Origin of the sequence: Paraburkholderia sp. EG286B (assembly GCF_040965655.1) — a bacterium.
Lineage (GTDB): Bacteria > Pseudomonadota > Gammaproteobacteria > Burkholderiales > Burkholderiaceae > Paraburkholderia.
This window is the reverse complement of record NZ_JBFRCF010000006.1, coordinates 185618-207324: the sequence shown is the minus strand read 5'-3', so window position 1 is coordinate 207324 and position 21707 is coordinate 185618. Positions and strand designations below refer to the sequence as shown.

Sequence of the window (21707 nt, the reverse complement as noted above, 5' to 3'; positions counted from 1 at the left end):
ATGAATAATCGTGTTGGCGTTCAGGCCAGCGTGGCGGTGGCCTGCATCGTCAGATAGCCGTCGTGGTCTTTCGCCCAAAGTTCGACCGAGCGCGCGTCGTCCGCGAGCTTGCCGCACAGCGTGAACGGGTTGCCCGCGAACGTGGGCCGTACCGCGCGAAACGCGAACGTCGCGATGGTGGCGTCCGGCCGCTCGCGGTGCACGAGGTCGAGCAGCAGCGTGGCAATGAGCGGGCCGTGCACGACGAGGCCCGGATAGCCCTCTTCCTGCGTGACGTACGGGAAGTCGTAGTGAATGCGATGGCCGTTGAAGGTCAGCGCGGAATAGCGGAACAGCATGAGCGCGCTGGCCGTGAGCGTTCGCGACCATGTCTCGCCTTCGGGAGCCACGACTGGCTTGGGCGCGCTCGCGCCGGGCTGCGGCGCGTCGCGATAGACGATGTCGTGCTCTTCCTCGATGCACAGCGCCCCGCCACTTTCATAGCGATGTTGGACGGTCACGAACACGAGTCGGCCGCTGCGGCCGGTTTTGTCCTCGATGTTGGCGATGGTGGAAGTGCGCGCGGCCTCGTTGCCCGCATGCAGCGGCGCGTGAAAGGTCAGGCGCCCGCCCGCCCACATGCGGCGCGGCAGTTCGACTGGCGGCAGGAAGCCGCCGCGTTTCGGGTGGCCATCGGGACCCGCTTCCGCGAGCGGCGAGACAGGCAGGAAATAGAGCCAGTGCCACAGCGGCGGCACGGCGCTATCGGGGGCCTCGCGATCGAGCGTGGCCGCGAGCGCGCGCAGCGGAAACGCGGTGATGTCGTCGGTGAGCGTTTCGGTCTTGTCGAGCCACGTACTGAGCGTTGGCGTTTGCGATTCCGGCATGGCGTTTCTCCGTTTCGAGACTGTTGGCCATACTATGAACGGCTAGCGACGCTTCGCGAAGTTGCCTTTGCCGAATCAGCCCTTTCGCTTTCGTTAATCCCCCGACCATTGTGGCCCGATACTTGCGCGCGGCTTACAACCCTGGCCGCGCGCCGGCCTCACGCTTCCCCGCGCAAGTGCGCGGAGGCCTCGTCTTCCACGCGCTGCCACAACTCGAACGACATGGGGCGCTCGCCTTCTTCGAGCAGATGACCCACGAGGCCGATCGCGCGCGCCATCACGCCGAAGCCGCGCACGATGCGCCACGGGAAGCCGAATTCGCAGCAGATCGCGCCGATGGCACCCGTGGCATTGATCGGCAGCGCTTTGCCCGAGACACGCTCGGCTTCCGCGCCAATCAGTTGCATGAGCTTCACATAGCGCCCCGACATGCCGTTTTGCGCGGCCAGTTCGAAAAGGCGCGGCGTGCGCGGATCGATGGGCTTGTGCAGCGGATGGCCGAGCCCCGGAAGCGGCGTGCCGCGCGCGCGCCATGCGGCGACGGTATCGACCGCGAGTTTCTCGAGGTCGTCGTAGTGGCCGTCATAAGGCAGCGTTTCGGACAGCATGCGGCACGCACCTTCCATGCTGCCGACGAACACCGAGCCGAGCCCGCATAGCCCCGCTGCGACAGCCGCCTGCAGCGACTCGGGCGCGCCCGCGTAGGTCATGCGCGCGGCGATCGCGCTCGGCGTCATGCCATGCTCGACGAGCGTGATGACGATGGCGTTGAACATCGCGGACTGCTGCGGCGTGGCCGTCTTGCCCGTGAGTTGCAGAAACGCGAAGTCGCCGAGATTCATGTGGCCGAGCACTTCGTCGGGCAGGCTCTTGCCGCGAACGACGATACGATCGGGCGTGCTGTACGCGATATCGGAGCGCACGAGCGGTTTCGGTTGACGGGCCATAGTCTCGATTCCTTCGTTATACAGAATAGCGTTCAGCGCAATTGTGCGCGGCCGTGGTTGAGCACCAGCACGTCGCGTTCCAGCACGCGCGCGCGGAAACTCACCTCGTTGCCGTCGCGCCACATCTCGGTACGGATCGTCTCGCCCGGATACACCGGCGCGGTAAAGCGCGCGTGAAAGGCCGCGAGGCGTTGCGGGTCGCTCGCGCACAGCGTCTTGAGCACGGCATGCGCGGCCACGCCCCACGTGGCGAGCCCGTGCAGGATAGGCCGCTCGAAACCCGCCGCACGCGCGACCTGCGGGTCGGCATGCAACGCGTTGTCGTCACCGCACAGACGATAAATCAGCGCCGTTTCCGGGCGCGTAGGCAGATCGCAATGATGATCGGGCGCGCGCTCGGGCATCGGCGGCGGCGGCGCGGGCGCTTCATCGCTCAAGCCGTCGTTCGCGCTGAAGCCGCCGTCGCCACGGCAGAACGTGAGTTGCGTGACAGTGGCATACCGCTCGCCGCTTGCCTTGTCCGTAATGCTACGCTGGATTTCGAGCAGCGCGCCCTTGCCTGCGCCTTTGTCGACCACGCGTGTAATGCGCGAACGGCCGATCACGGTCGCGGCCGGCGGCAGCGGCTTGTGCATCACGAGGCTCTGCTCGCCGTGCAACAGCCGTACCCAGTCGATCCCCGAGCGCGGGTCGCGTGCCCAGAAGCCGGGAAAGCCGAGCACGACGGCAAGCGTGGGCGGCACGCGCAGCTCTTTTTCGTAGACGAATGCCAGGTCGTCCGGATCAACGGGATCGGCGCCGTATCCCACGGCGAGGCTATAAAGCATGGCGTCGCACGCGGTATAGGTCTGCTCGACGTCCTTGAACGGCCAGTTGCGCAGGGTGTGATAGTCGATCGTCATGGCGGTGCGTTCGGTGAAAGTTCAGGCCTCGGCGGCGGGCCACTTGAAGAGCGGATCGGCCTTGTCGCGAAAGCGCTTCACGGCTTCGCGATGGAATTCGGTCGTGAACGCAATGCCCTGCGCCGCCGACTCGATTTCGAGCATCGCACGCAGGTCGCTGCCAAGCGACTGGTTCAGCGCGCGCTTGGCCAGACCGAACGCGATGGGCGACGCCGTCGCGAGGCTCGCCGCGACCTGCGTCGCGCGCGCATGAAGCTGGTCGGGCTCGACGACTTCGAGCACCGCGCCGATCTCCTTCGCTTCCGCAGCGCGTATTTCGCGCGCCGTAAAAACGAGATCCTTCGCGCGCGCGAGTCCCACCACGCGCGGCAGCGTATAGAACGCCCCGCAATCGGGCACGAGACCGACTTTCATGAAAGGCATGCAAAAACGCGCCCGCGTGCTGGCAATCACGAAATCGGCGGCGAGCGCGAAGCTGAAGCCCGCGCCGTAGCACACGCCATCCACGGCCGCGATTACCGGGCGGTCGAGGTCGATCAGCATGCTCACCCAGCCGTGCAGGTCGTCGATCCGGTCGCGTCCGGCTTCGGCGCTCGTCACGTTCATGCCGCGCACGTCGCCGCCCGAGCAGAAGTCGTTGTCCGCGCCGCGCAAAACGACCGCGCGCACGCTGCGGTCGGCACGGATGCGCTGCACGGCGTCGAGCAATTCCACCCGCATCTCGCCGTTCAACGCGTTCTTCGCCTCCGGACGATTGAACGAGAGCGTCGCCACGCCCGCGTGCTGTTCGATCAGCAAGGATTTTTCGCTCATGCGCTCACCCCGGCGCTTGCGAGTTCGGCGAGCGCCTTGTCGAGCGCCGTGATGAGATGCACCGGCTCGACGCCTGCGAACTCCACGTCGGAACGCGCGAGAAATGCCTCGATGTGCGCCGCGCACGCCTCGCGTGTGGCGGCGAGTCCGCTGAAGCCGTCTTCGAGCCAGGCGACCGAGGCCAGCGGACGCGGGTGCCAGTCGCCGTTGACGATCGCCTTGACCACCGTGCCGTCACGCACGAGCAGGCTCAGCCAGATCAGACCGGCCGGCGCCTTTTCGCGTCCGCGCACGATACGGTCGCCCGTCAGGGTAACCGGGCTGTAACGCGTGGCCTCGCTCTTTTCATGAAACCAGCTTTCCTCGTGCAGTTCGCGGTCGTATTGCTGGGCGAAAACGCGTTCGTCGCTGCCTAGTGCGCCAGATTCGAGCGCCATTTCACCGAACGTGCGGCGAACGCAGGCCGTGACCCAGGCGGTCAACTCATCGGCGCTCACCGCGCGGCCGAGTTCCTGCTCCAGAAACGTGTAGCGCGAGCCGAGATCCTTGTGCTTCTTGTCCTTGACCTTCTCGGGCGCCATCGGCATGGCGCGCGCCGCGATCGCCGTGTTGATCGCCTTCACGTTCAGCAGAATGCGGAACGTCAGCACCCCACCTTCGATCTTGAGCGACGTGGCCACCAGCTTGCGGCCGTCGATCTCGACGTCGTTCAGCGGCCGGTAAGCGGCCTGCAGGCCGAACACATCGCGCAGCGCTTCGGCGACGTGGCCCAGTATCGTGGGAAACGCCTGCGCCGCCGTTTGGGGCACGCCCGGCAGACCGACCGGCAGATAGAACGCGAGAAATGCCGAGCCGCGCCCTGCGTAGATCGCACCGCCGCCGCTCACGCGTCGCCGCGCGAGCACGTTGTTGTCGCGGCAGAACGGCAGATCGAGCACCTGGTTCGGATCTTCGTTCACGCCTACCGTGATGCTGTCTTCGTTGAAGATGTTCAGATAGACCGTGGGCGGCGCGAGATTCTCGGCCACGGCACGCTCGACGGCCGGCGACACCGAAATCGAAAAGTCCGCGTAGCTGTGGCCGCCTACGACGAGGCGCCACGGGGTTGGGGTCTGCGTTGCGCTTGCACTCATGTCGTCTCTCTCCGTTGATCTTCTACCAGGGCCGCGCCTTCGATCTTCGCGACCGTCTCGATGGCGTCCGCGTGTATCAGCGTCTGGCGCTTGAAGCGCTCCGCGATGGCCTCGATCGCGCCGCCCTGCACCGCCCCCTCCACCTGCAGCGTGAGATGGTCGCCGCCATGAGCCTTTGTGCCGACCACGAGCCGATACGCGCCCGTCGCGCCCTCCACGCCCAGCAGCACCGTCTTCAGCTCGGAGGGGTACACCTTCACGCCCTTGATCTTCACCATCGAATCGGCGCGGCCGAACACCACGCGCGGCAGCGACACCGTGCGCCCATGCACGGGCGCGGTGCGCTCGAGCACGGTGAGGTCGCCGGTGCGATAGCGCACGAGCGGTTGCAGTTCCTTCTTCAGATGGGTGAGCACGAGTTCGCCACGTTCGCCCTCGGCAACCGGCATGCCGGTGTCCGGGTCGATGACTTCGGCATACAGCAGTTCGTCGAACACATGTACACCCGTGCCGCCGGGAAACGTACGCGCCACGGGCAGGCATTCGGAAAGCGAGTAACTGTCGATCAGCAACGTACCCGGCATCGCTTCGCGCACGCGGGCGTACAGCGCGGCATTGCCGGTGAACGCTTCTCCGCCCGCGAAGAACACGCGCGGCACGGGGCAGCCCGCTTCGATGAGCTTGAGCGCGTGCGACGGATTGCCGGCCAGCACCGTCACGCCGCATTGCTGCGCAACGCGCGCCGCGCGCTCGGTCTCGCCGGGACCATGCGGAATGCACGCGACGCCGAGCGCTTCCATCTGGGTCTGATAGAAAAGCCCCGCAACGAAGAGGTGATAGCCGAACGTCACCATGCACACGTCGCCGGGACCGATGCCGCACGCGTCGAGATGCTGGCCACACGCGGCTTCGATCGCGCGCAGATCGGCCGCGCTCTGCAGAATCGGCACGAGCGACGCGCCCATCGGCGTGAGGTGCACGCGCACCGGCGGCACGGCCGGCGCGAACGCGCCGTAGCCCGGACGATTCATCTCGGCCACCAGTTCGGCGCGCGTCATGAGCGGCACGCGCTCGGCGTACTCCGCCGCGCTCGCGACGCTACGCGGCAGACGTCCTTCATAGAACGGATGCGTGTGCAGCCGCGCAAGCTGCGCGTTGAGTGCATCGAGCATCGTCTCCTCCTTCTTATGTTCAGTAGGGATGCGAAGCGTTCGTCCTCAAGCCGCCCGTTCGAAGATGGCCGCGATGCCCTGCCCGCCGCCCACGCACATCGTTTCGAGGCCATAGCGGCCCTTGCGGCGCTGCAGTTCGTAAAGCAAGGTCGTGAGCATGCGCACACCGGTCGCGCCGATCGGGTGACCGAGCGAAATGCCCGAGCCGTTCACGTTCAGACGCGCTTCGTCATGCCAGCCCCAGCCCTTGAGCACCGCGAGCACCTGGCACGCGAAGGCCTCGTTCAGTTCGACGAGATCGAGTTGATCGAAGGTGAGCCCGGTCTTTTGCAGCAGCTTGTGCACGGCCGGCACCGGGCCGATGCCCATCGTCGCGGGCTCGCATCCCGAAGCCGCCCAACCCGTCAGGTAGCCAAGCGGCGTGAGACCCAGATTGTCGAGCTGATCTTCGGCGACGATCAGGCACGCAGCCGCGGCGTCGTTCTGCTGGCTCGCGTTGCCCGCCGTCACCGTGCCGCCTTTCATGAGCGGCTTGAGCTTCGCGAGCGACGCCTCGGTCGCGTCGGCGCGCACGCCTTCGTCACGTGCGAACAGCACCGGGTCGCCCTTGCGCTGCGGCACCGAAACCGCCACCACCTCTTCGGCGAAGCGGCCCGACTCCCATGCCGCCGCCGCGCGCTGGTGGCTGCGCACGGCATAGGCGTCGGCTTCCTCGCGCGTGATGCCGTATTCCTTCGCGAGGTTCTCCGCCGTTTCGATCATCCCGGAGATGTAGCCGAAGCGCGCTTCGGGCTGCGAGCGTTCGCGGCCGCGCTCGAGACGATCGTGCATCTTCACCGAGCCCGCGCGGGCGCCCCAACGCATGTCGGTCGTGTAGTACTCGATGTTGCTCATGCTTTCCACGCCGCCGGCCACCACCACGTCCGCCGCGCCGCTCTGCACCATCATCGCGGCGGTCACGACCGCCTGCAGGCCGCCGCCGCAACGGCGATCGAGCTGCATGCCGGGCACCTGCACGGGCAGCCCCGCTTCGAGCGCGGCCCAGCGGCCGATGCAAGGCGTTTCGCTGTTCGCGTACGACTGCGCGAAGCGTCTCGACGGAAACAGGGCGCAGGCTGCCGCCGAACGTGCCGACCGGCGTGCGTACCGGTGCAACTATCGCTGCTCTTCTCATTTCGGATTCCTCTGCATGGTATCTGGTTGTTGTTCGCCGCGTCATGCGCCCTGCGTACCGTCAAACCGCTATCGCATCCCGCCGTGCATGGTGTTGCGCGGCCAGCTGTTCGCGCCACTCCGGCGGCGCGATGGCGAGCATGCGTTCAGTGCGTTGCGCGAGCGTAAGCCCTCGCAGATCGGCCACGCCGTGCTCGGTGACGATCACCGCCGCGTCGCTGCGCGGCGTGCTGACCGCCCCTGAAAGTCGCGCGACGATGCGGCTGCCATGCCGCGTGCTGGCTGCGAGCGCGACGATCGCGACGCCCCCGTGCGAGCGCGCCGCGCCGCGCATGAAATCGAGCGCCCCGCCCACCGCGCCCACATAGCGGCCGCCGGCGGCCTCCGCATTGACTTGCCCCGTCAAATCGACTTCGAGCGCCGAGTTGATTGCGACGAACCGGTCGAGGCTGCCGAGCACGTCGATGTCGTGCGTATAGGCCGTGGCGCGAAACTGGATCTGCGCGTTGCGGTGCGCATGCGCGTAGATCTTGCGCGTGCCCATCATCGTGCCAGCCACGCTCACTCCGCAATCGCGCGACTTGCGGGCATTCGTCACCACCCCGGCTTCGATCAGATCGACCACGGCGTCGCCGATAGTGCCGCTATGCACGCCAAGGTCGCGCCGGTCGCGCAACTGCGCGACGATGGCCTCGGGCAGCGCGCCCAGCCCGAACTGGATCGTCGAGCCGTCTTCGATCAGGGAAGCGGCGTGCTGCGCGATGCGCCGCTCGATGTCGCCGGCCTGCGTGGCCGGCGCTTCCAGTGGCGCGCGCTCGGTATGGATCAACACGTCGAAATCGTCGGCGTGCAACATGCGCTCGCCATAGGTCCAGGGCGCCGCCGCATTCACTTCCGCAATGACCACGCGCGCGCTGTCGATCAGCGGCACGAGATACTCATGGGCGATCGAGAGGCTGTAGCGGCCCGCCTCATTGGCGGGGGCCACTTGCAGCAGCAACACGTCGATGCGGTTCGGACCGCTCGTCAACGCGCTGCGAAACTGCGAGTAGTGACACGGCAGGATGTCGAGCACGCCTTCGCGTTCGAGCCGCCGGTTCGTTCCCGACGCGCCATAAGCCATGAAGTCCACGCAGTCGGCATACGCGGGCTCGAGCGTGTCCGACCACGACGCCCCCACGAACACGCGAAAGCGCCCGCCGATCGCCTTGCGCTGCGCCATCAGCAGCGCGGTGAGCGTGCACGGCTCGGCTCCGCACTGGCCCCATGCGAGCGTGTCGCCGGGGCGTACGTACTGCGCGAAGTCGAGCTGCGCGGCGTCGACGATGCGCGCCGCGCGCGGGCCGCGCGTCATCAGACGGGGTCCCAGCTGAAGACATCGGCGGAAACATCGAGCGTGTGGAACGACTTGCGCAGCGCCGGCATGGCATGCTCGGCGATCGTCTCCGGCGTCCAGCCCTCGCCGCGATGCACCGAACGCACGGGGCGCGGCTGGCTCATCAGGAAGATTTCGTTGTTGCGCACCGCGAAAATCTGACCCGTCACGTCGGCGGCCTGTTCGCTGGCGAGGTAGACGGCGAGCGGTGCGATCTTCGCGGGCGTCATCTGCTTGATCTTGGCGACGCGCGCTTCCTGTTCCGGCGAATCGATCTTGATCGAGTTGATCATGCGGCTCCATGCGAACGGCGCGATGCAGTTCGAACGGATACCGAACTTTTCCAGATCGAGCGCGATGGATTTCGACAGGCCCGCAATGCCGAGCTTCGCCGCGCTGTAGTTGGCCTGCGCCAGATTGCCGATCAGCCCGGACGTCGACGTCATATGCACGAACGCCCCGCTGCGCTGCTCCTTGAAGTGGTCGGCCGCGGCGCGCGAAACGTAGTAAGAGCCGTAGAGGTGAACCTTCAGGACGGCGTCCCACTCTTCTTCGCTCATCTTGTGGAAGAAGCGGTCGCGCAGGATGCCCGCGTTGTTCACCACGCAATCGATACGGCCGAACACGTCCAGCGCGTTCTGCACGATGCGGGCGGCGCCGGCGGCGTCGGCCACGCTGTCGGTGTTCGCGGTGGCCTGGCCGTCGAACGCCTTGATCTCGTTCACCACGGCTTGCGCGGGACCGTCGTTATGGCCCTCGCCGGTGAGCGAGGCGCCCACGTCGTTCACCACGACTTTCGCGCCGTGGCGCGCCATCATGAGCGCGATATCGCGGCCAATGCCGCCGCCCGATCCCGTCACCACCACGACCTTGCCGTCCAGCATCCGTTGCGTCGTCATCGTTTTCGCTCCTCCAGCCCGCATGGCGCCGGGCATTCATTCAATTTGAATCGTTATGCGGCAATCTGTGCCGTTCGTGTTGCAGCTTGACGCATCGGCCAGGGCTGCACAATTTGGATATGCCGAACGCCTGTTTCGGCCAGGATTAACCCGTACTATCGCTAATGGCGTGCATTGCGCTGCGGCGCAATAATGGCTGGAGTCTGCTCGTCCCGCATGTTTTTTGCATCCCTCGAACGAACGAGCTGACGGACACTGGAGTCACGGCAAGCCAACCCATGCATTTCGATCTCGTCGACCTGAAGCTCTTCACCCACGTAGCCGAAGCGAGCAGCCTCACGCGCGGCGCGGAACGCGCGCACCTGTCGCTGCCCGCGGCGAGCACGCGCATCAAGAATCTCGAAGAACAGGTGGGCGTGAAGCTCCTGAGCCGCACGAGCCAGGGGGTCACGCTGACGGGCCCCGGCGAGACGCTGCTCGCGCATGCGCGCCGCGTGCTCAAGCAGCTCGAGCAACTGACGGGAGACCTGCAGGAATACTCGCAGGGGGTGAAGGGCCATGTGCGCGTGTTTGCGAACACCACGGCGATGAGCGAGTTCCTGCCTGCCGTGTTGCGCACCTACCTCATCAATCACCCCGACGTGTACGTGGACATTCACGAGCGCCTTTCGCCCGATATCGTGCGCGCCGTGCAGGACGGCACGATCGACATCGGCATCGTGGCCGGCAATGTGCGCACCGAGGGACTGCAGGTGCTGCCCTACCGGCGCGACCGGCTCGTGCTCGTCACCGCACTGAGCCACCCGCTTTCGCAGGCGAGCGAGATGGCGTTTGCCGATACGCTCGACTACGACTTCATCGGGCCGCCCGACGAAAGCGCGATTTTCTCGTTTCTCAAGCGCGCTTCGTCGGATTTGCAGCGCACGATACGCTGGCGCATCCAGATCGGCAATTTCGAATCCGCGTGCCGCATGATCGAGGCGAACATCGGCATTGGCGTGCTGCCCGAGGGCACGGCGCGCCGCCACGCGCAAACCATGTCGCTCAAGATCGTGCCGCTCACCGACGAGTGGGCCGTGCGCAAACTGCAGATCTGCATGGCCGATCGCGACGCGCTGCCGCTGTTCGCGCGCAAGCTCGTCGATCTGCTGGTGGCCGACGGCATCGGCCGCCTCGAATAAACCCTTGACGCGGCGCGCGCGGCGCGCCGCCCTCTCGCCTAGCGCCCGGCCGCCGCGCGGATCATGTTGCGCGCGATGACGATCTGCTGGATCTGACTCGTGCCTTCGTAGATGCGGAAAATGCGCACATCGCGGTAGAAGCGCTCGATGCCATAGTCGGACATATAGCCCGCGCCGCCGAAAATCTGCACCGCGCGGTCTGCGACCCGTCCGCACATTTCGGATGCGAAGAGCTTCGCGCACGCCGCCTCCGTGCTCACGCTCTGGCCGGCGTCGCGGCGGCGCGCCGCGTCGAGCACCATGCAGCGCGCAGCGTAGAGTTCGGTCTGGCTATCGGCGAGCATGGCTTGCACGAGCTGGAACTCGGCGATCTTCTCGCCGAACTGCTCGCGCTCCATCGCGTAACGCAGCGCGTCGTCGAGCATGCGCTGCGCCACGCCCACGCAAATCGCCGCGATATGGATGCGCCCTTTGTCGAGCACCTTCATCGCGGTCTTGAAGCCCACGCCTTCCTTACCGCCGATGATGTTTTCCGCGGGCACCTTCACGTCCTCGAAGATGACATCGCAGGTATGCGCGCCGCGCTGCCCCATCTTCTTGTCGCGCTTGCCGAAGCTGATCCCGGGCGTTTTCGCGTCGACGATGAACGAGGTGATGCCGCCCGCGCGCGGCTCGTCGGGATTGGTGCGCGCCATCAACGTGAACATGCCGGCCTGCGGCGCATTCGTGATGAAGCGCTTGGTGCCGTTCACCACATAGTGGTCGCCGCGCCGCTCGGCGCGCGTCTTGATCGAGGCGGCGTCCGAGCCCGCGCCCGGCTCCGTGAGCGCAAAGCTCGCGATGATCTCGCCGCTCGCAAGCTTCGGCAGCCACGTGGCCTTTTGCTCGTCGGTGCCGTCGATCACGATGCCCTGCGAGCCGATGCCCACCGTCGTGCCGAAGATCGAGCGAAACGCGGGCGACGTCTTGCCGAGTTCGAACATCACGAGCACCTCTTCTTCCATCGTGAGATCGAGCCCGCCGTACTGTTCCGGGATGGTCAGGCCGAAGAGGCCCATGGCCTTCATGTCGTCGACGATATCGGCCGGAATTTCATCGGTTTCGGCCACGCGCTCTTCGTTCGGCACGAGACGCTCGCGCACGAAGCGCGCGACGTTGTCGAGCAGAACGTTCATCGTTTCCTGGTCGCGAATCATGGTGTATGCCCTGCAATCGTTGAGCGGGCGGCATAACGCCGCCCGTGATGATGAGAAAAATCAGGAATGCTCAGTGAGCGCGTACGGCGCGTTTGGCCATTTCGCGCAGCGGCTGCTTTTGCAACTTGCCGCTGGCCGTGGTCGGAATCATGTCGATGGCCACGATCTCCGAGGGGCGCTTGTAGGCCGAGAGCCGCTCGCTCAGGTAGTGGGCGAGATCGGCCGTGTCGATCGTTGCGCCCTCCTTCGCTTCCACGAAGGCCACGACTTCCTCGTTGCCTTCGGCGTCGCGCCGCCCCACCACTGCGCTCTGGCGCACCGCCGCGTAGGTGTTGATGACCGACTCGACCTCGATCGGATACACGTTGAAGCCCGAACGGATGATGAGATCCTTCGAGCGGCCCACGATGAAGAGCGCACCGTCCGCATCCAGCCGGCCGAGGTCGCCGGTCTTGAGCCAGCCTGCTGTGTCGAGCACTTCGGCGGTGAGGCCCGGCTCGCGATAGTAGCCGCGCATGACGCCGGGACCGCGCACCCACAACTCGCCCGCTTCGCCGCGCGGCACGTCGTGGCCATCGGGCCCGACCACGCGCAACTCGGCGCCCTCGACGATCTCGCCCGAGGACACGTCCTTGCGCGGCCGGTCCATGCGCGTGATGAAGAGCGAGCCCGCGTACTCGGTCATGCCGTAGCCGTGATGCAGCGGCATGCCGAAGAGCGCTTCGACCTGCTGCTTGAGCGTGGGATCGAGCGGACCGCCGCCCGTATAAAGGTAGCGCAGACGCGGCGCATGCACCGCGCCGCCGTGCTCGCGCACATAGGCGACGATGCGCGTGAAGAGCGTCGGCACGCCCTGCAGGATGGAGATTTCGGAGGCGCCGAGCGCCTTCACGACCTCCTCGGCCGAGAAGCGCGCGGCCAGATGCAGGCTCGCGCCCGCCTCGAAGGTGGCGAGCAGCAGCGTGGCGAGGCCGAAGATATGCGACATCGGCATGACCGCGTATGCGCAGTCCGCCTGTGTCATGTCGCGCGAAGTCGCCGAGACATGCGCGAAATGCAGCAAGCCGCGATGCGTGGCCATCACGCCCTTCGGCTGGCCCGTCGTGCCCGACGTGTAGATGAGCACCGCGACCTCGTGCGCGAGCGCCTCGGCCTCGCGCACGGCGTTGACGTCGGGCGCGGCCATCATCAGCGGGCCGAGTCCGGCGGGCGCGATTTCGCGCGCGCGATAGCGCACGCCGTGGCGCAGCGCGTCAGGCGAAGCGCCGTGCGTAAACAGCATTAGACGCGGCCCGCAATGCGCGCGGATCGTCTCGATCTCGCGCTCCGAGAGCCGCGCATTGACCACGGCCGGCCACGCGCCGATTTCCGAAAGCGCGAACAGCAGCGTCACCACGGCCGAGCAGTTTTCGGCCACGATCAGCACGCGGTCGCCCACCTCCACGCCCTGCTCGCGCAAAAACCGCTGCGCCTGCCCCACGTCGCTCCAGAGCTGCCCGAAGCTCGTCACCTTTGCTTCTTCGCGTATCGCCACGGCCTCGGGCGACGCCTCCGCCCAGTGCCGCGCGATATCGCTGATCTTGCGCGCCGCTCGCCTCACCACTGTCACCTCCCGTCGTTGCTCTTTGACTGCGTACGGCGCGCCGTGGCACGCCGCATCGCGACAGGTATCAGTGTGGTTCAGGCGCGGCCTGCCAACAATTCGTTTTCGAGAAAGCCGGCATTCGTCTGCCGAGAAGTCGGAATTCACCCCGATGGCCGGAGCTTCGAGGCGATTATCTGCTCGACCGGCTGCGTGCCTGGCGGGCGCTCAGCCCTCTTGCGTGCCGCGTGCGAGGCACCGGCGCCGCCCTGCGCAGGCGCTGGCGCCAGTCACTCCATCTGCGCCGCCGCACGCTCGCCTCCCATCGTGCCCCTGGAAGCGCCATTCGCCCGATGAATCGCTACGATGCCCGCGAGCGACACACAGGCCGGCACGGCAGCCGCGAGAAAGAGCGCCGAGGACGACCATTGCAGGTGCAGGAGCGCGCCGCCCAGCACCGGGCCGACGACCGAGCCGATCCGCCCCACGCCGAGGCTCCAGCCGATGCCGGTCGAGCGCAGCGAGGTCGGATAGTAGGTCGCGGCGAGCGCGTTGAGCGCGGGCTGGCCGCCGATGATCGTAAAGCCCGTGACGAAGATCGCCACGAACATCGCGGCCACGGAGACCATCACGGCCGGATTGCCGATGGCGGCCGTCGAGACGATCGCGAGCAGGAACGTCGTGGCGAGCACGCGCGTAAAGCCCGCGAAGTCGATGATGCGACCGAGCAGCAGCGTGCCGATCACCCCGCCGCCCCACAGCGCCGTGCCGGCGAACACGGCGGTCTGGGTCGAATAGCCGGCGTCGCGGATCACGGTCGGCAGCCAGTTCGAGAGGAAATACATGGCGAGCAGGTTCGCGAAGTTCACGACCCACAGCAGCATGGTTACCCGCGCGCGCCCTTCCTTGAACAGCTCGACGAACGGCACGCCGCGCGAGCGCGTTTCCGCGCTCGTGAACTGCACGCCGGCCGGCCACGCGAGCGCGGGCGCCACGCGGGACAGATTGCGGCGTACGCGCGCCTGAGTCTGCTCACCACGGCCGCGAAACAGCAGGAACTGGATCGACTCGGGCAACGCGAGCCACATCAGCACGCCGAGCACGAGCGGAATCGCGCCGCCCACGAAGAACACGGCGCGCCAGCCGAACGCGGGAATCAGCGCCGCCGTGATCAGGCCGCCCACCACGCCGCCCAGTGTAAAGCCGCACGAGACGATCATCATGAGCGTGACGCGCATGCGGCGCGGGCTGTACTCGCCCGCGAGCGCCATCGCATTCGGCATGATGCAACCCAGACCCAGCCCCGCAACGAAGCGCCAGGCCACCAGCTCCGCGATCGAATGCGCGAAGCCCGTCGCGACCATACACGCGGAAAAGAACAGCGTCGCGCCGATCAGCACCGGGCGGCGGCCGATCTTGTCGGCGAGCGTGCTGAACGTGAGCGAGCCCACCAGCATGCCGAACAGGCCCGCGCCGAACACCGGCGAGAGCGTTTCCTTCGCAATGCCCCACTCGCGGATCACGACCGGCGCGACATAGCCCATCGCCTGCACATCGAAGCCGTCCATCACGAGGCACAACGCGCACAGCGTGACCACGAGTAGCTGATACGGCCCGAACCGGCTTTCGTCGATGATGCCGGTAACCTCCACCGCCTTGTTCATGCAATGTCTCCAATATTGTTTTGTCGTCATTGATCGCTCTACGGCGACTAAAGTTCGAGGATCAATCGCCCGCTCCTTGCTCGTGAGCAGCAGGTCATCATGCGGGTTTGCGTGTCGCGCTCGGCGCGCGTGAGCACCACGTCGCGGTGGTCGATCTCGCCCGCCAGCACGCGCACCTCGCACGAGCCGCACAAGCCCTCTTCGCAATCGCTTTGCACGTCGATGTTCGCGCGGCGCAGCGCGTCGAGCACGGTCTGGTCCGCGCCCACGTTGAGCACGAGCCCCGAGTCTTTCAACTCGACTTCGAACGCGTGCTCCTGCGAGGGGTCGAGCTTGCCGCCGGTCGCCGCGAAATGCTCCACGCGCAGCGCATCCTCGGGCCACGCCTCGCTGCAGGCTTCGAGTGTTTCGAGCATACGTGCGGGGCCGCACGCGTAGACGCGTGTATGTTCGTCCACGGGCAGCGCGGCAAAGTCGTTGCGCGTGCCTTCGTCCGAAACGTGCAGATGCAGGCGCTCGCCGTGCAGCTGCGCGAGTTCGTCGACGAGCGCCATCGTCTTGCGCGAGCGCCCGCTATAGTGCAATTCGTAGTCGATGCCCAGCTGGCGCGCGCGGCGCGCCATGGCGCTCACCGGCGTGATGCCGATGCCGCCCGCAATGAAGATCGCGCGCCGCCCGTCTTCGTCGAGCCGGAAGTGGTTGCGCGGGCCGCGAATCTTCAGGCGCATGCCTGCGCGCAACGTGTCGTGCACCCAGGCCGAACCGCCGCGGCCTTGCGTTTCGCGCAGCACGGCGATCTCGAAGGCGCCCGTGTCGGCAGGGTCCGAGCACAGCGAGTACTGGCGCGAGATGCCGGTCTCGCCGCACTCCACGTCGATGTGCGCGCCCGGTGCCCAGCGTGGCAGCGCGCCGCCGTCCGGTGCGACGAGACGCAAACGGACGATGCCTTCGGCCACGGCGTCCACACGCTCGACCACCACGGGCCGCGAAAGCGAGTGTGCCGACGGCTCGCCGATACGCACCGCAGCGTGCGCGCCGAGCAGCGCCGGATTCGCGCGCTCCGGGTTTTGCGCGGGGTCCCATTCCACCAACACATGCTCAGGACCCCGGAACGACGTGTTGGGCACATACGTGAACGTCTGCTCGGCCAGACGCATGTGCGGCAAGCGGCGCGTGAACTCTTCGAGGAAGATCTGCATCTCCATGCGCGCGAGGTTCTTGCCCATGCACTGGTGCGAGCCATAGCCGAACGTGACGTGGTCGCTCGCGTTGTCGCGGCGAATGTCGAACAGGTCGGCATCGGCGAAATGGCGCTCGTCGTGGTTCGCCGAGGACGTCACGATGAGCAGTTTCGAGCCCGCCGGAATGTCGATGCCGCCAATCTGCACGTCCTTCGTCGCGAGGCGCCGCCAGGCCGCCACCGACCCGTTGTGGCGCAGACACTCCTCCACCGCGTTCGGAATCAGGCTCGGGTCCTCGCAGATCTCGCGCCACGCGTGCGGGTGCTGCAACAGCAGCTTCATCGCGTTCGCCGTGGCGTTGGCCGTGGTCTCGTGCGCGGCCACGATGCCGGCCATCATCATCGAATGCAGATAGGAGTCCGTGACAACTTCGGGATGCGTCTTCTGCTTGCGAATGCCGTATTGCATCCAGCCCGGGCCATCCGGATTCTGGCGCATCTTGTCCAGCACCTTGCCCGCGAACTGCCAGAAGTTGCCCACCGCGTGGGCGACTTCGACCTGCTCGTCGGGGCGCGGCCGGCCCCACGTATTGACCGTGTGCGCGATCGAGTACTTGCGCAGCAGGTCCATATCCTCCTCGGGAACGCCCAGGAAATGCAGCGCCACGGTGAGCGGCACTTCCCAGAGCATCTGGTCCACGAGGTCGGCGCGGCCCGCGTCGATGAAACGGTCCACGTACTCGCGCGTGAGGCGCCGCACCATCGGTTCGTGGTGCTTGAGATGTTCGGGCGTGAACGGCTCCATCAGCGCGCGGCGGCGCGGCATGTGGGCAGGCTCGTCCTCGTTCACCAGCGTGCGGTTCATGGCGTAGCCGTACGACTCCAGCACGGCGTTCGCCTCGGGACCGGTGGGCGTGATCTTTTCGAGCGCAATGGAGGGCGAGAACGTGAGGTTGTCGCGAAAAATCGCCTTGATGTCGTCGTAGCGCGTGACCACCCAGTAGCCAAGCTGCGGGCTATAGAACACGGGCTCCTGCTCGCGCGCCCAGCGCACGTACTCGGGTGGGTCCTGCTGGTAGCCGTCGCTGAAGGGGTCGAATTCTGCGGCATTGGCGCTGACCGGGCAGCGCGGCGCGACGTTTGCGTCGTTACTCACTGCGTGGGGGAACGGGCAGCGGCCCGTCGATGGGGAAGGTGTCTCGCTCATATGCCTCTCCTGCATCTTGCATGAATTACGTTTTGCGTAACTCTAGTACGCATTGCGTAATTACGAGATAGGGGTTAACGTGCAAGCACAGCAGGCACTATGCTGCCGCTATGCGCCCTAAAATCCGCGTGAACTCAACCGATATGCCAGCCTCTCCGTCCAGCATGGAAAGCAGGAAAACCACCCCCCGTCGCCCCGCGGCAAAAATCTCCGAAGCCACCACGTCCCCCAAAGTCGCGAAAGAGACGAAGGCCGTAGCCGCGCCGCGCGAGCGCCGCCAGCGCGTGCAATCCGCGCAAACGGGCATGGCCGTGCTCAAGGGTCTTGCGCGCCTGGGCGGCCGCGCGAGCCTCTCGGGTCTCGCCGCCTGCGTGGGCGAGAGTCCCGCGAAGGTGCATCGCTATCTCGTGAGCCTGATCGAGGAAGGCCTCGTCGCGCAGGACACCGTCACCCAGCAGTATCGGCTCGGCGTCGAGGCGATGATGATCGGCGTGGCCGCCATGCGCCAGGCCGATCCGGTGCGCATTGCGGAGCCCGCGCTCGTGCGCCTGCGCGAGACGCTCGAAGTGACGTCGTTCGTCGCGGTGATGGGCAACAAGGGGCCGACGATCATCCGTTTCGAGGAGCCGGGGCTGCCCGTGACCGTCAATGTGCGGGTGGGTTCGGTGATGTCGCTGCTATGGTCGTCCACGGGCCGCGTGTTTCTCGGCCTGCTCGACGACACGCGCGTGCTCGCGCAAGCTGAGGAAGAACTCGCGCACGCCGACGCTTCGTTGCGCGCGCAACTGAGTGCGAGCGAACCGATCGGCACGCTGCGGCGCGACGTGCAGCAAGCGCGCTGCGCGAGCGTGCGCGACACGAATCTCAAGGGCATCAGCGCCGTTTCTGCGCCGCTCTTCGATCACACCGGCAAGCTCTGCGGCGTGCTCACGGCGCTGGGCGCCACGGGCGGCTTCGACGCCACGCCCGAGGGCCCGAATGGGCGCGCCGTGCGCCGCGAAGCGGACGCCGTGAGCGCCCTCCTCGGCTACGTGGCGCGCGGCGCTTAGCGCTTCGTCAGCGCATAAAAAAACCCGGTTCAAAACTGGCCGGGTTTTTCCTTTTTCTGAACGACGTTAGCGAGCCACCGTCTTTGCGTCCGCGTCGGTGAGGGTATCCAGGAACGCCATCACGTCGCGGATATCCGCGTCTGACCAGACCGGTTTGCCGCCCAGGTGATTCGTCAGCGGCTCCGTCTTGGTATCCACATTACTGCGCAGATTCTTCGGCAAGTCGTCAAACTTCACGACGTGGCCGTGCGCGTCTTTCGAATACCACTTCTCCGGGTTCGTGTCGCGCTCGACATAGAAGCGTAACGAATCTTCGAGGGTGTGGTACATGCCATTGTGAAAGAAGACGCGTCGCGTGGCGACGTTGCGAAGCGTGGGCGTGCGGAACATCCCGCAGAACCACTTCTGCTGCTTCGCCTCGTCTTGACGCAGCGGCCCACATAACCCCATGTCGAAGAATTTCGGATCGCGGTTGGCCGGAATTTCCATGTTGCGTGGCACACCCAGCGTCTGAAAGTTGTAGTCCGTCAATGCCGGATGTGCGCCGTGAGCGCCTTTGTTGATCAGGTGACAGCTCGCACAGTTGCCCTTGTCCGGGTCGCTGAACAGCACCAATCCGTGCGCTTCCTGTGGCGTGAAATGATCCTTGCCGTCGAGCACCCGGTCGAACTTGCTGGAGTACGGCGCGAACGACGGATCGTTGAACTGGAATGCCTGCAATACCTTTCCAAGGTCCGCCAGCGCCTGCGCCGGTCGCGAGAAAATGTCCTGACCGAATGCTTCCCGGAACTGCTGTGCGTAGGCGCTTTTGCTCAGCTTCTGCGCCACGTCGTCCGCGCTGCTGTTTGCCATTTCATCCGGATTGAGCAGGGGAAATGCAGCCTGATCCGCAGGGGAGTTGTAGCGTCCATCCCAGGTGTATCCGCCGCTGGGCTGATTGTCTCCGTCCTCGAGACGCTCTTTCAGGCTATTTGCCTGCGTGAACGTCCAGTAAGGCACAGCACGCAGATAGCGCAGCGACGGCGCCGCGCGCAGTCCGGCGTGATCGAGGTTGGGACCACCCAACTGGACAGCCAGACCGTTCGGCGGCCCATAGGCATTCGCAGGGCTGTGACAGGAGGCACATGACTGCTTGCCGGAAGCCGAAAGCGACGGATCGAAGAACGCTGCCTTGCCGATAGCGGTCAGATCAGCAACACCCGCTTTGATCCCGGCAGCTTGAGCGTCCGGTGCATGTTTGTCGCATGCGGACAGAAGGAAAATGCAAAGGGCCGTTGCGAGAACAGCCCTTGAAGAACAATGGCGCATAACGGATCAAGAAAATAGCCCGGTTCGAACCGAGAACCGGGCCAGGACAACAAAGTTCTTGTGAGACCGCTAGGGATTAGCGGTTATCAATGTTGGCCGATGTGAAGATCGGCTTGAGCGATGCATCATCTGCGTAGCCGAGATACGAGCCCATGCCGAAGTTGTCTTCGAGCGAACGCAGCAGCGCGTAGTGGTTGTAGCCCGTACCATCCACGTGACCGCCTTTGATGAACGGCGACAGCAGAAGCGTACCAATCTGATCGCCGCCGACTCCCAGGTAGTTCAATGCAATCGAGACGTACTGCACAGTTGCAGGCAGCGACGCCGTGCTAATTCCGAGCAGGCCTGCTTGAGCCACCGGCAGCGTGGACATCGTGACCTGCTCCGGACGCGTCACGTTCGGACCCGTTTGCTGATTGCAGCCAGGGCACTGGTCGCCCATCTCCGGCTCCAGCACAGAAAATGTCGTGCCATCAGTACTGAGTTGCGTTGACGGCGTAAGTCCGGTCACGACACCTTCGTCCGTGGTGATGATGATCAGGCCGTCCTGCTTGTAGGCGGGAGACGCCTGGATCAACGGGATCGTCTGCTTCAGGAACGCGTCGATCGAAGTCAAGCCGCCGGGCTGACCATTCTTGCAGCCCTTGCCCGCAGCACCCGTACCGTCTCCATCATGACCATCGTCACACAGGTTCGGCGTGATGAAGGAGAAGTTCGGCGTGGTGGCAATCGACTGAAGATCCGTTGCCAGGTTGTCTTGCAGATTGACCACGTGCGCGTCACAGTTCGCCAGATCATCGATGGTCGAATGGAAATACGGGAACGGATTGTGACGCGTTGCGTACTCATCGCCCGCCACGTCACCCGAAGCAGAAGGAGCCTGCGCAGCCTGCGTGCCGTCCACAGCCTTCGTCGGGTCGGAGCCCGCAAGCTGCGCGGTGCGGCGCGGGAACGAACAGGTTCTCGTGCCGTCACGGTTCAGGTCGTTGCCCATGTCCTCGTTGTAGCTGCGCCACGTGAGCCTGGCCTGTTCCATCTGGTTGCCAATATGCTGCACGCGAGCCGGGAGCACGCAGCCGCCGCTCGCGTGGCCGTTTGCGTCCGTACCTGCCTTGAGAACTTTGGGGTTCGCCGAGTCGTTGCCGGCATCCACGATATCGGACCACAGCTGGAAGCAGTCCGTTTCGGTGTCGTGCGTCGACGGCTGACCCGACACCATCGAGATGTAGTTGTCCAGCGAAACGTGGCCAGTGCCGTAGTAGTTCGAAAGGTACGTGCCCTGCGGAACCAGCGATTTCAGGTACGGGTCCTGGCTCGAATCCGAGGCCGTCGTGCCGTACGTCGATTCCGCGCTCTTGTTTTCGAGCACGATAACCCACACGTGCTTGATCGCCTTGCTCGAAGCGACGGTTGCAATGTACTGGTCGCTCGCTGCCTTCACCGCGGCGTTGCCGTTGGTGTTGAAGTCGCCCAGCAGGGCGTCCGGCGTCGTGCCGATCTTGTTCGCCAGTTGCGTTTGAGCATCCGACCGCGACAGGCCGCTGTCGATCAGTTGCGAAAGCTGCGTGGTGATCGCGCTGACTGAACTGACGCCGCGCGGCGAACGGAACGTCGCCGTGCTGTTGAATGCCGTGCCCATGTTCTTGCCCGATGCGTCGTTCTCCGTGGCGCCGCTCAGGTCGGCAACGATGTACTTCCACGACCCGTTGCTCGTATCGGAGATCGAGAACTTGCCCTGGGCATCCGAGCGCGCGACCGGCTCGCCCTGGTCGCACTTGCCATTGTTGTTCACATCGAGGCAGATCGCCGCATTCTGGATATAGCTGCCGAGCACCTGACCGGTGACCTTCGGTCCGCCGTCCGAACCATTGCTTCCGCAACCAGATAACCCCGCCAATACGCCGATGCTCGCCAGCATCGCGAGCGCCCCCCTGCGCGACTGTATTTTCTTCACAACTGTCCCTCGTTATAAGTCGGACACACCCGACGGATTTTGTCTCGCCGAAAGTCTATGTAAGCTGTGTTACACGCCTGTTAAGGAGTTGTTAGATAAATATAAA

The 21707-nt window shown here is 65.5% G+C and carries 16 protein-coding genes and 1 pseudogene; 2 read left to right on the top strand and 15 right to left on the bottom strand.

Annotated elements, in window-relative coordinates:
- Positions 1-20 precede the first annotated feature (20 nt).
- The 9 genes and pseudogenes from AB4Y42_RS15105 to AB4Y42_RS15065 all read right to left on the bottom strand — a co-directional run bounded on the left by AB4Y42_RS15105 (position 21) and on the right by AB4Y42_RS15065 (position 9265).
- Positions 21-866, bottom strand: a complete 846-nt coding sequence (locus AB4Y42_RS15105; protein ID WP_368694626.1) for a MaoC family dehydratase N-terminal domain-containing protein — start codon at positions 864-866, stop codon at positions 21-23.
- 158 nt (positions 867-1024) lie between these two features.
- Entirely contained in the window at positions 1025-1813 is a 789-nt protein-coding gene (locus tag AB4Y42_RS15100; protein ID WP_368694625.1) for a citryl-CoA lyase, read from the bottom strand.
- A 32-nt stretch (positions 1814-1845) separates the two neighbouring features.
- The gene (locus AB4Y42_RS15095; protein WP_368694624.1) at positions 1846-2715 is read right to left on the bottom strand and encodes a MaoC/PaaZ C-terminal domain-containing protein; all 870 of its coding nucleotides are present in this window, start codon (positions 2713-2715) and stop codon (positions 1846-1848) included.
- A gap of 21 nt (positions 2716-2736) precedes the next feature.
- On the bottom strand, positions 2737-3528 hold the full coding sequence (locus AB4Y42_RS15090) for an enoyl-CoA hydratase/isomerase family protein (protein WP_368694623.1): 792 nt from the start codon (positions 3526-3528) through the stop codon (positions 2737-2739).
- Complete coding sequence (locus AB4Y42_RS15085; protein WP_368694622.1) at positions 3525-4661, bottom strand: biotin/lipoate A/B protein ligase family protein; 1137 nt, start codon at positions 4659-4661, stop codon at positions 3525-3527. The genes AB4Y42_RS15090 and AB4Y42_RS15085 overlap by 4 nt, the downstream gene beginning before the upstream one ends.
- The gene (locus tag AB4Y42_RS15080) at positions 4658-5833 is read right to left on the bottom strand and encodes a phenylacetate--CoA ligase family protein (RefSeq protein ID WP_368694621.1); all 1176 of its coding nucleotides are present in this window, start codon (positions 5831-5833) and stop codon (positions 4658-4660) included. Before AB4Y42_RS15080 ends, AB4Y42_RS15085 begins: the two co-directional genes overlap by 4 nt.
- 45 nt (positions 5834-5878) lie before the next feature.
- Positions 5879-7007: pseudogene (locus AB4Y42_RS15075) on the bottom strand (acetyl-CoA C-acetyltransferase).
- Between the two features lie 60 nt (positions 7008-7067).
- A complete protein-coding gene (locus AB4Y42_RS15070; protein ID WP_368694620.1) occupies positions 7068-8360 on the bottom strand; it encodes an acetyl-CoA hydrolase/transferase family protein in 1293 nt (430 codons plus the stop codon).
- Positions 8360-9265, bottom strand: coding sequence for an SDR family NAD(P)-dependent oxidoreductase (locus AB4Y42_RS15065; RefSeq protein ID WP_254314390.1), 906 nt, complete (start codon positions 9263-9265; stop codon positions 8360-8362). Before AB4Y42_RS15065 ends, AB4Y42_RS15070 begins: the two co-directional genes overlap by 1 nt.
- Positions 9266-9558: 293 nt before the next feature.
- On the opposite strand from AB4Y42_RS15065, the gene AB4Y42_RS15060 reads away from it, so the two are divergent.
- A complete protein-coding gene (locus AB4Y42_RS15060) occupies positions 9559-10461 on the top strand; it encodes a LysR substrate-binding domain-containing protein (RefSeq protein WP_342921940.1) in 903 nt (300 codons plus the stop codon).
- A gap of 38 nt (positions 10462-10499) precedes the next feature.
- Here AB4Y42_RS15060 and AB4Y42_RS15055 read toward each other — a convergent pair whose 3' ends face one another.
- The 4 genes from AB4Y42_RS15055 to AB4Y42_RS15040 form a co-directional block, all read right to left on the bottom strand.
- A complete protein-coding gene (locus tag AB4Y42_RS15055) occupies positions 10500-11657 on the bottom strand; it encodes an acyl-CoA dehydrogenase family protein (RefSeq protein ID WP_368686533.1) in 1158 nt (385 codons plus the stop codon).
- Positions 11658-11727: 70 nt separating this feature from the next.
- Positions 11728-13260, bottom strand: a complete 1533-nt coding sequence (locus AB4Y42_RS15050) for a class I adenylate-forming enzyme family protein (protein WP_368686534.1) — start codon at positions 13258-13260, stop codon at positions 11728-11730.
- A 269-nt stretch (positions 13261-13529) separates the two neighbouring features.
- Positions 13530-14903, bottom strand: a complete 1374-nt coding sequence (locus AB4Y42_RS15045; RefSeq protein WP_368686535.1) for an MFS transporter — start codon at positions 14901-14903, stop codon at positions 13530-13532.
- Between the two features lie 47 nt (positions 14904-14950).
- Positions 14951-17290, bottom strand: coding sequence for a cytochrome P450/oxidoreductase (locus AB4Y42_RS15040; protein WP_368694619.1), 2340 nt, complete (start codon positions 17288-17290; stop codon positions 14951-14953).
- 164 nt (positions 17291-17454) lie between these two features.
- Between AB4Y42_RS15040 and AB4Y42_RS15035 the strand changes: the two genes are divergently transcribed.
- The gene (locus AB4Y42_RS15035; RefSeq protein ID WP_368694618.1) at positions 17455-18339 is read left to right on the top strand and encodes an IclR family transcriptional regulator; all 885 of its coding nucleotides are present in this window, start codon (positions 17455-17457) and stop codon (positions 18337-18339) included.
- A 66-nt stretch (positions 18340-18405) separates the two neighbouring features.
- On the opposite strand, the gene AB4Y42_RS15030 is transcribed toward AB4Y42_RS15035, so the two are convergent.
- Positions 18406-19647, bottom strand: a complete 1242-nt coding sequence (locus tag AB4Y42_RS15030) for a cytochrome-c peroxidase (RefSeq protein ID WP_368694617.1) — start codon at positions 19645-19647, stop codon at positions 18406-18408.
- Positions 19648-19723: 76 nt separating this feature from the next.
- Positions 19724-21601 (bottom strand): alkaline phosphatase family protein, encoded by a 1878-nt coding sequence (locus AB4Y42_RS15025; protein WP_368694616.1) that lies wholly within the window; start codon positions 21599-21601, stop codon positions 19724-19726.
- Positions 21602-21707: the final 106 nt, after the last annotated feature.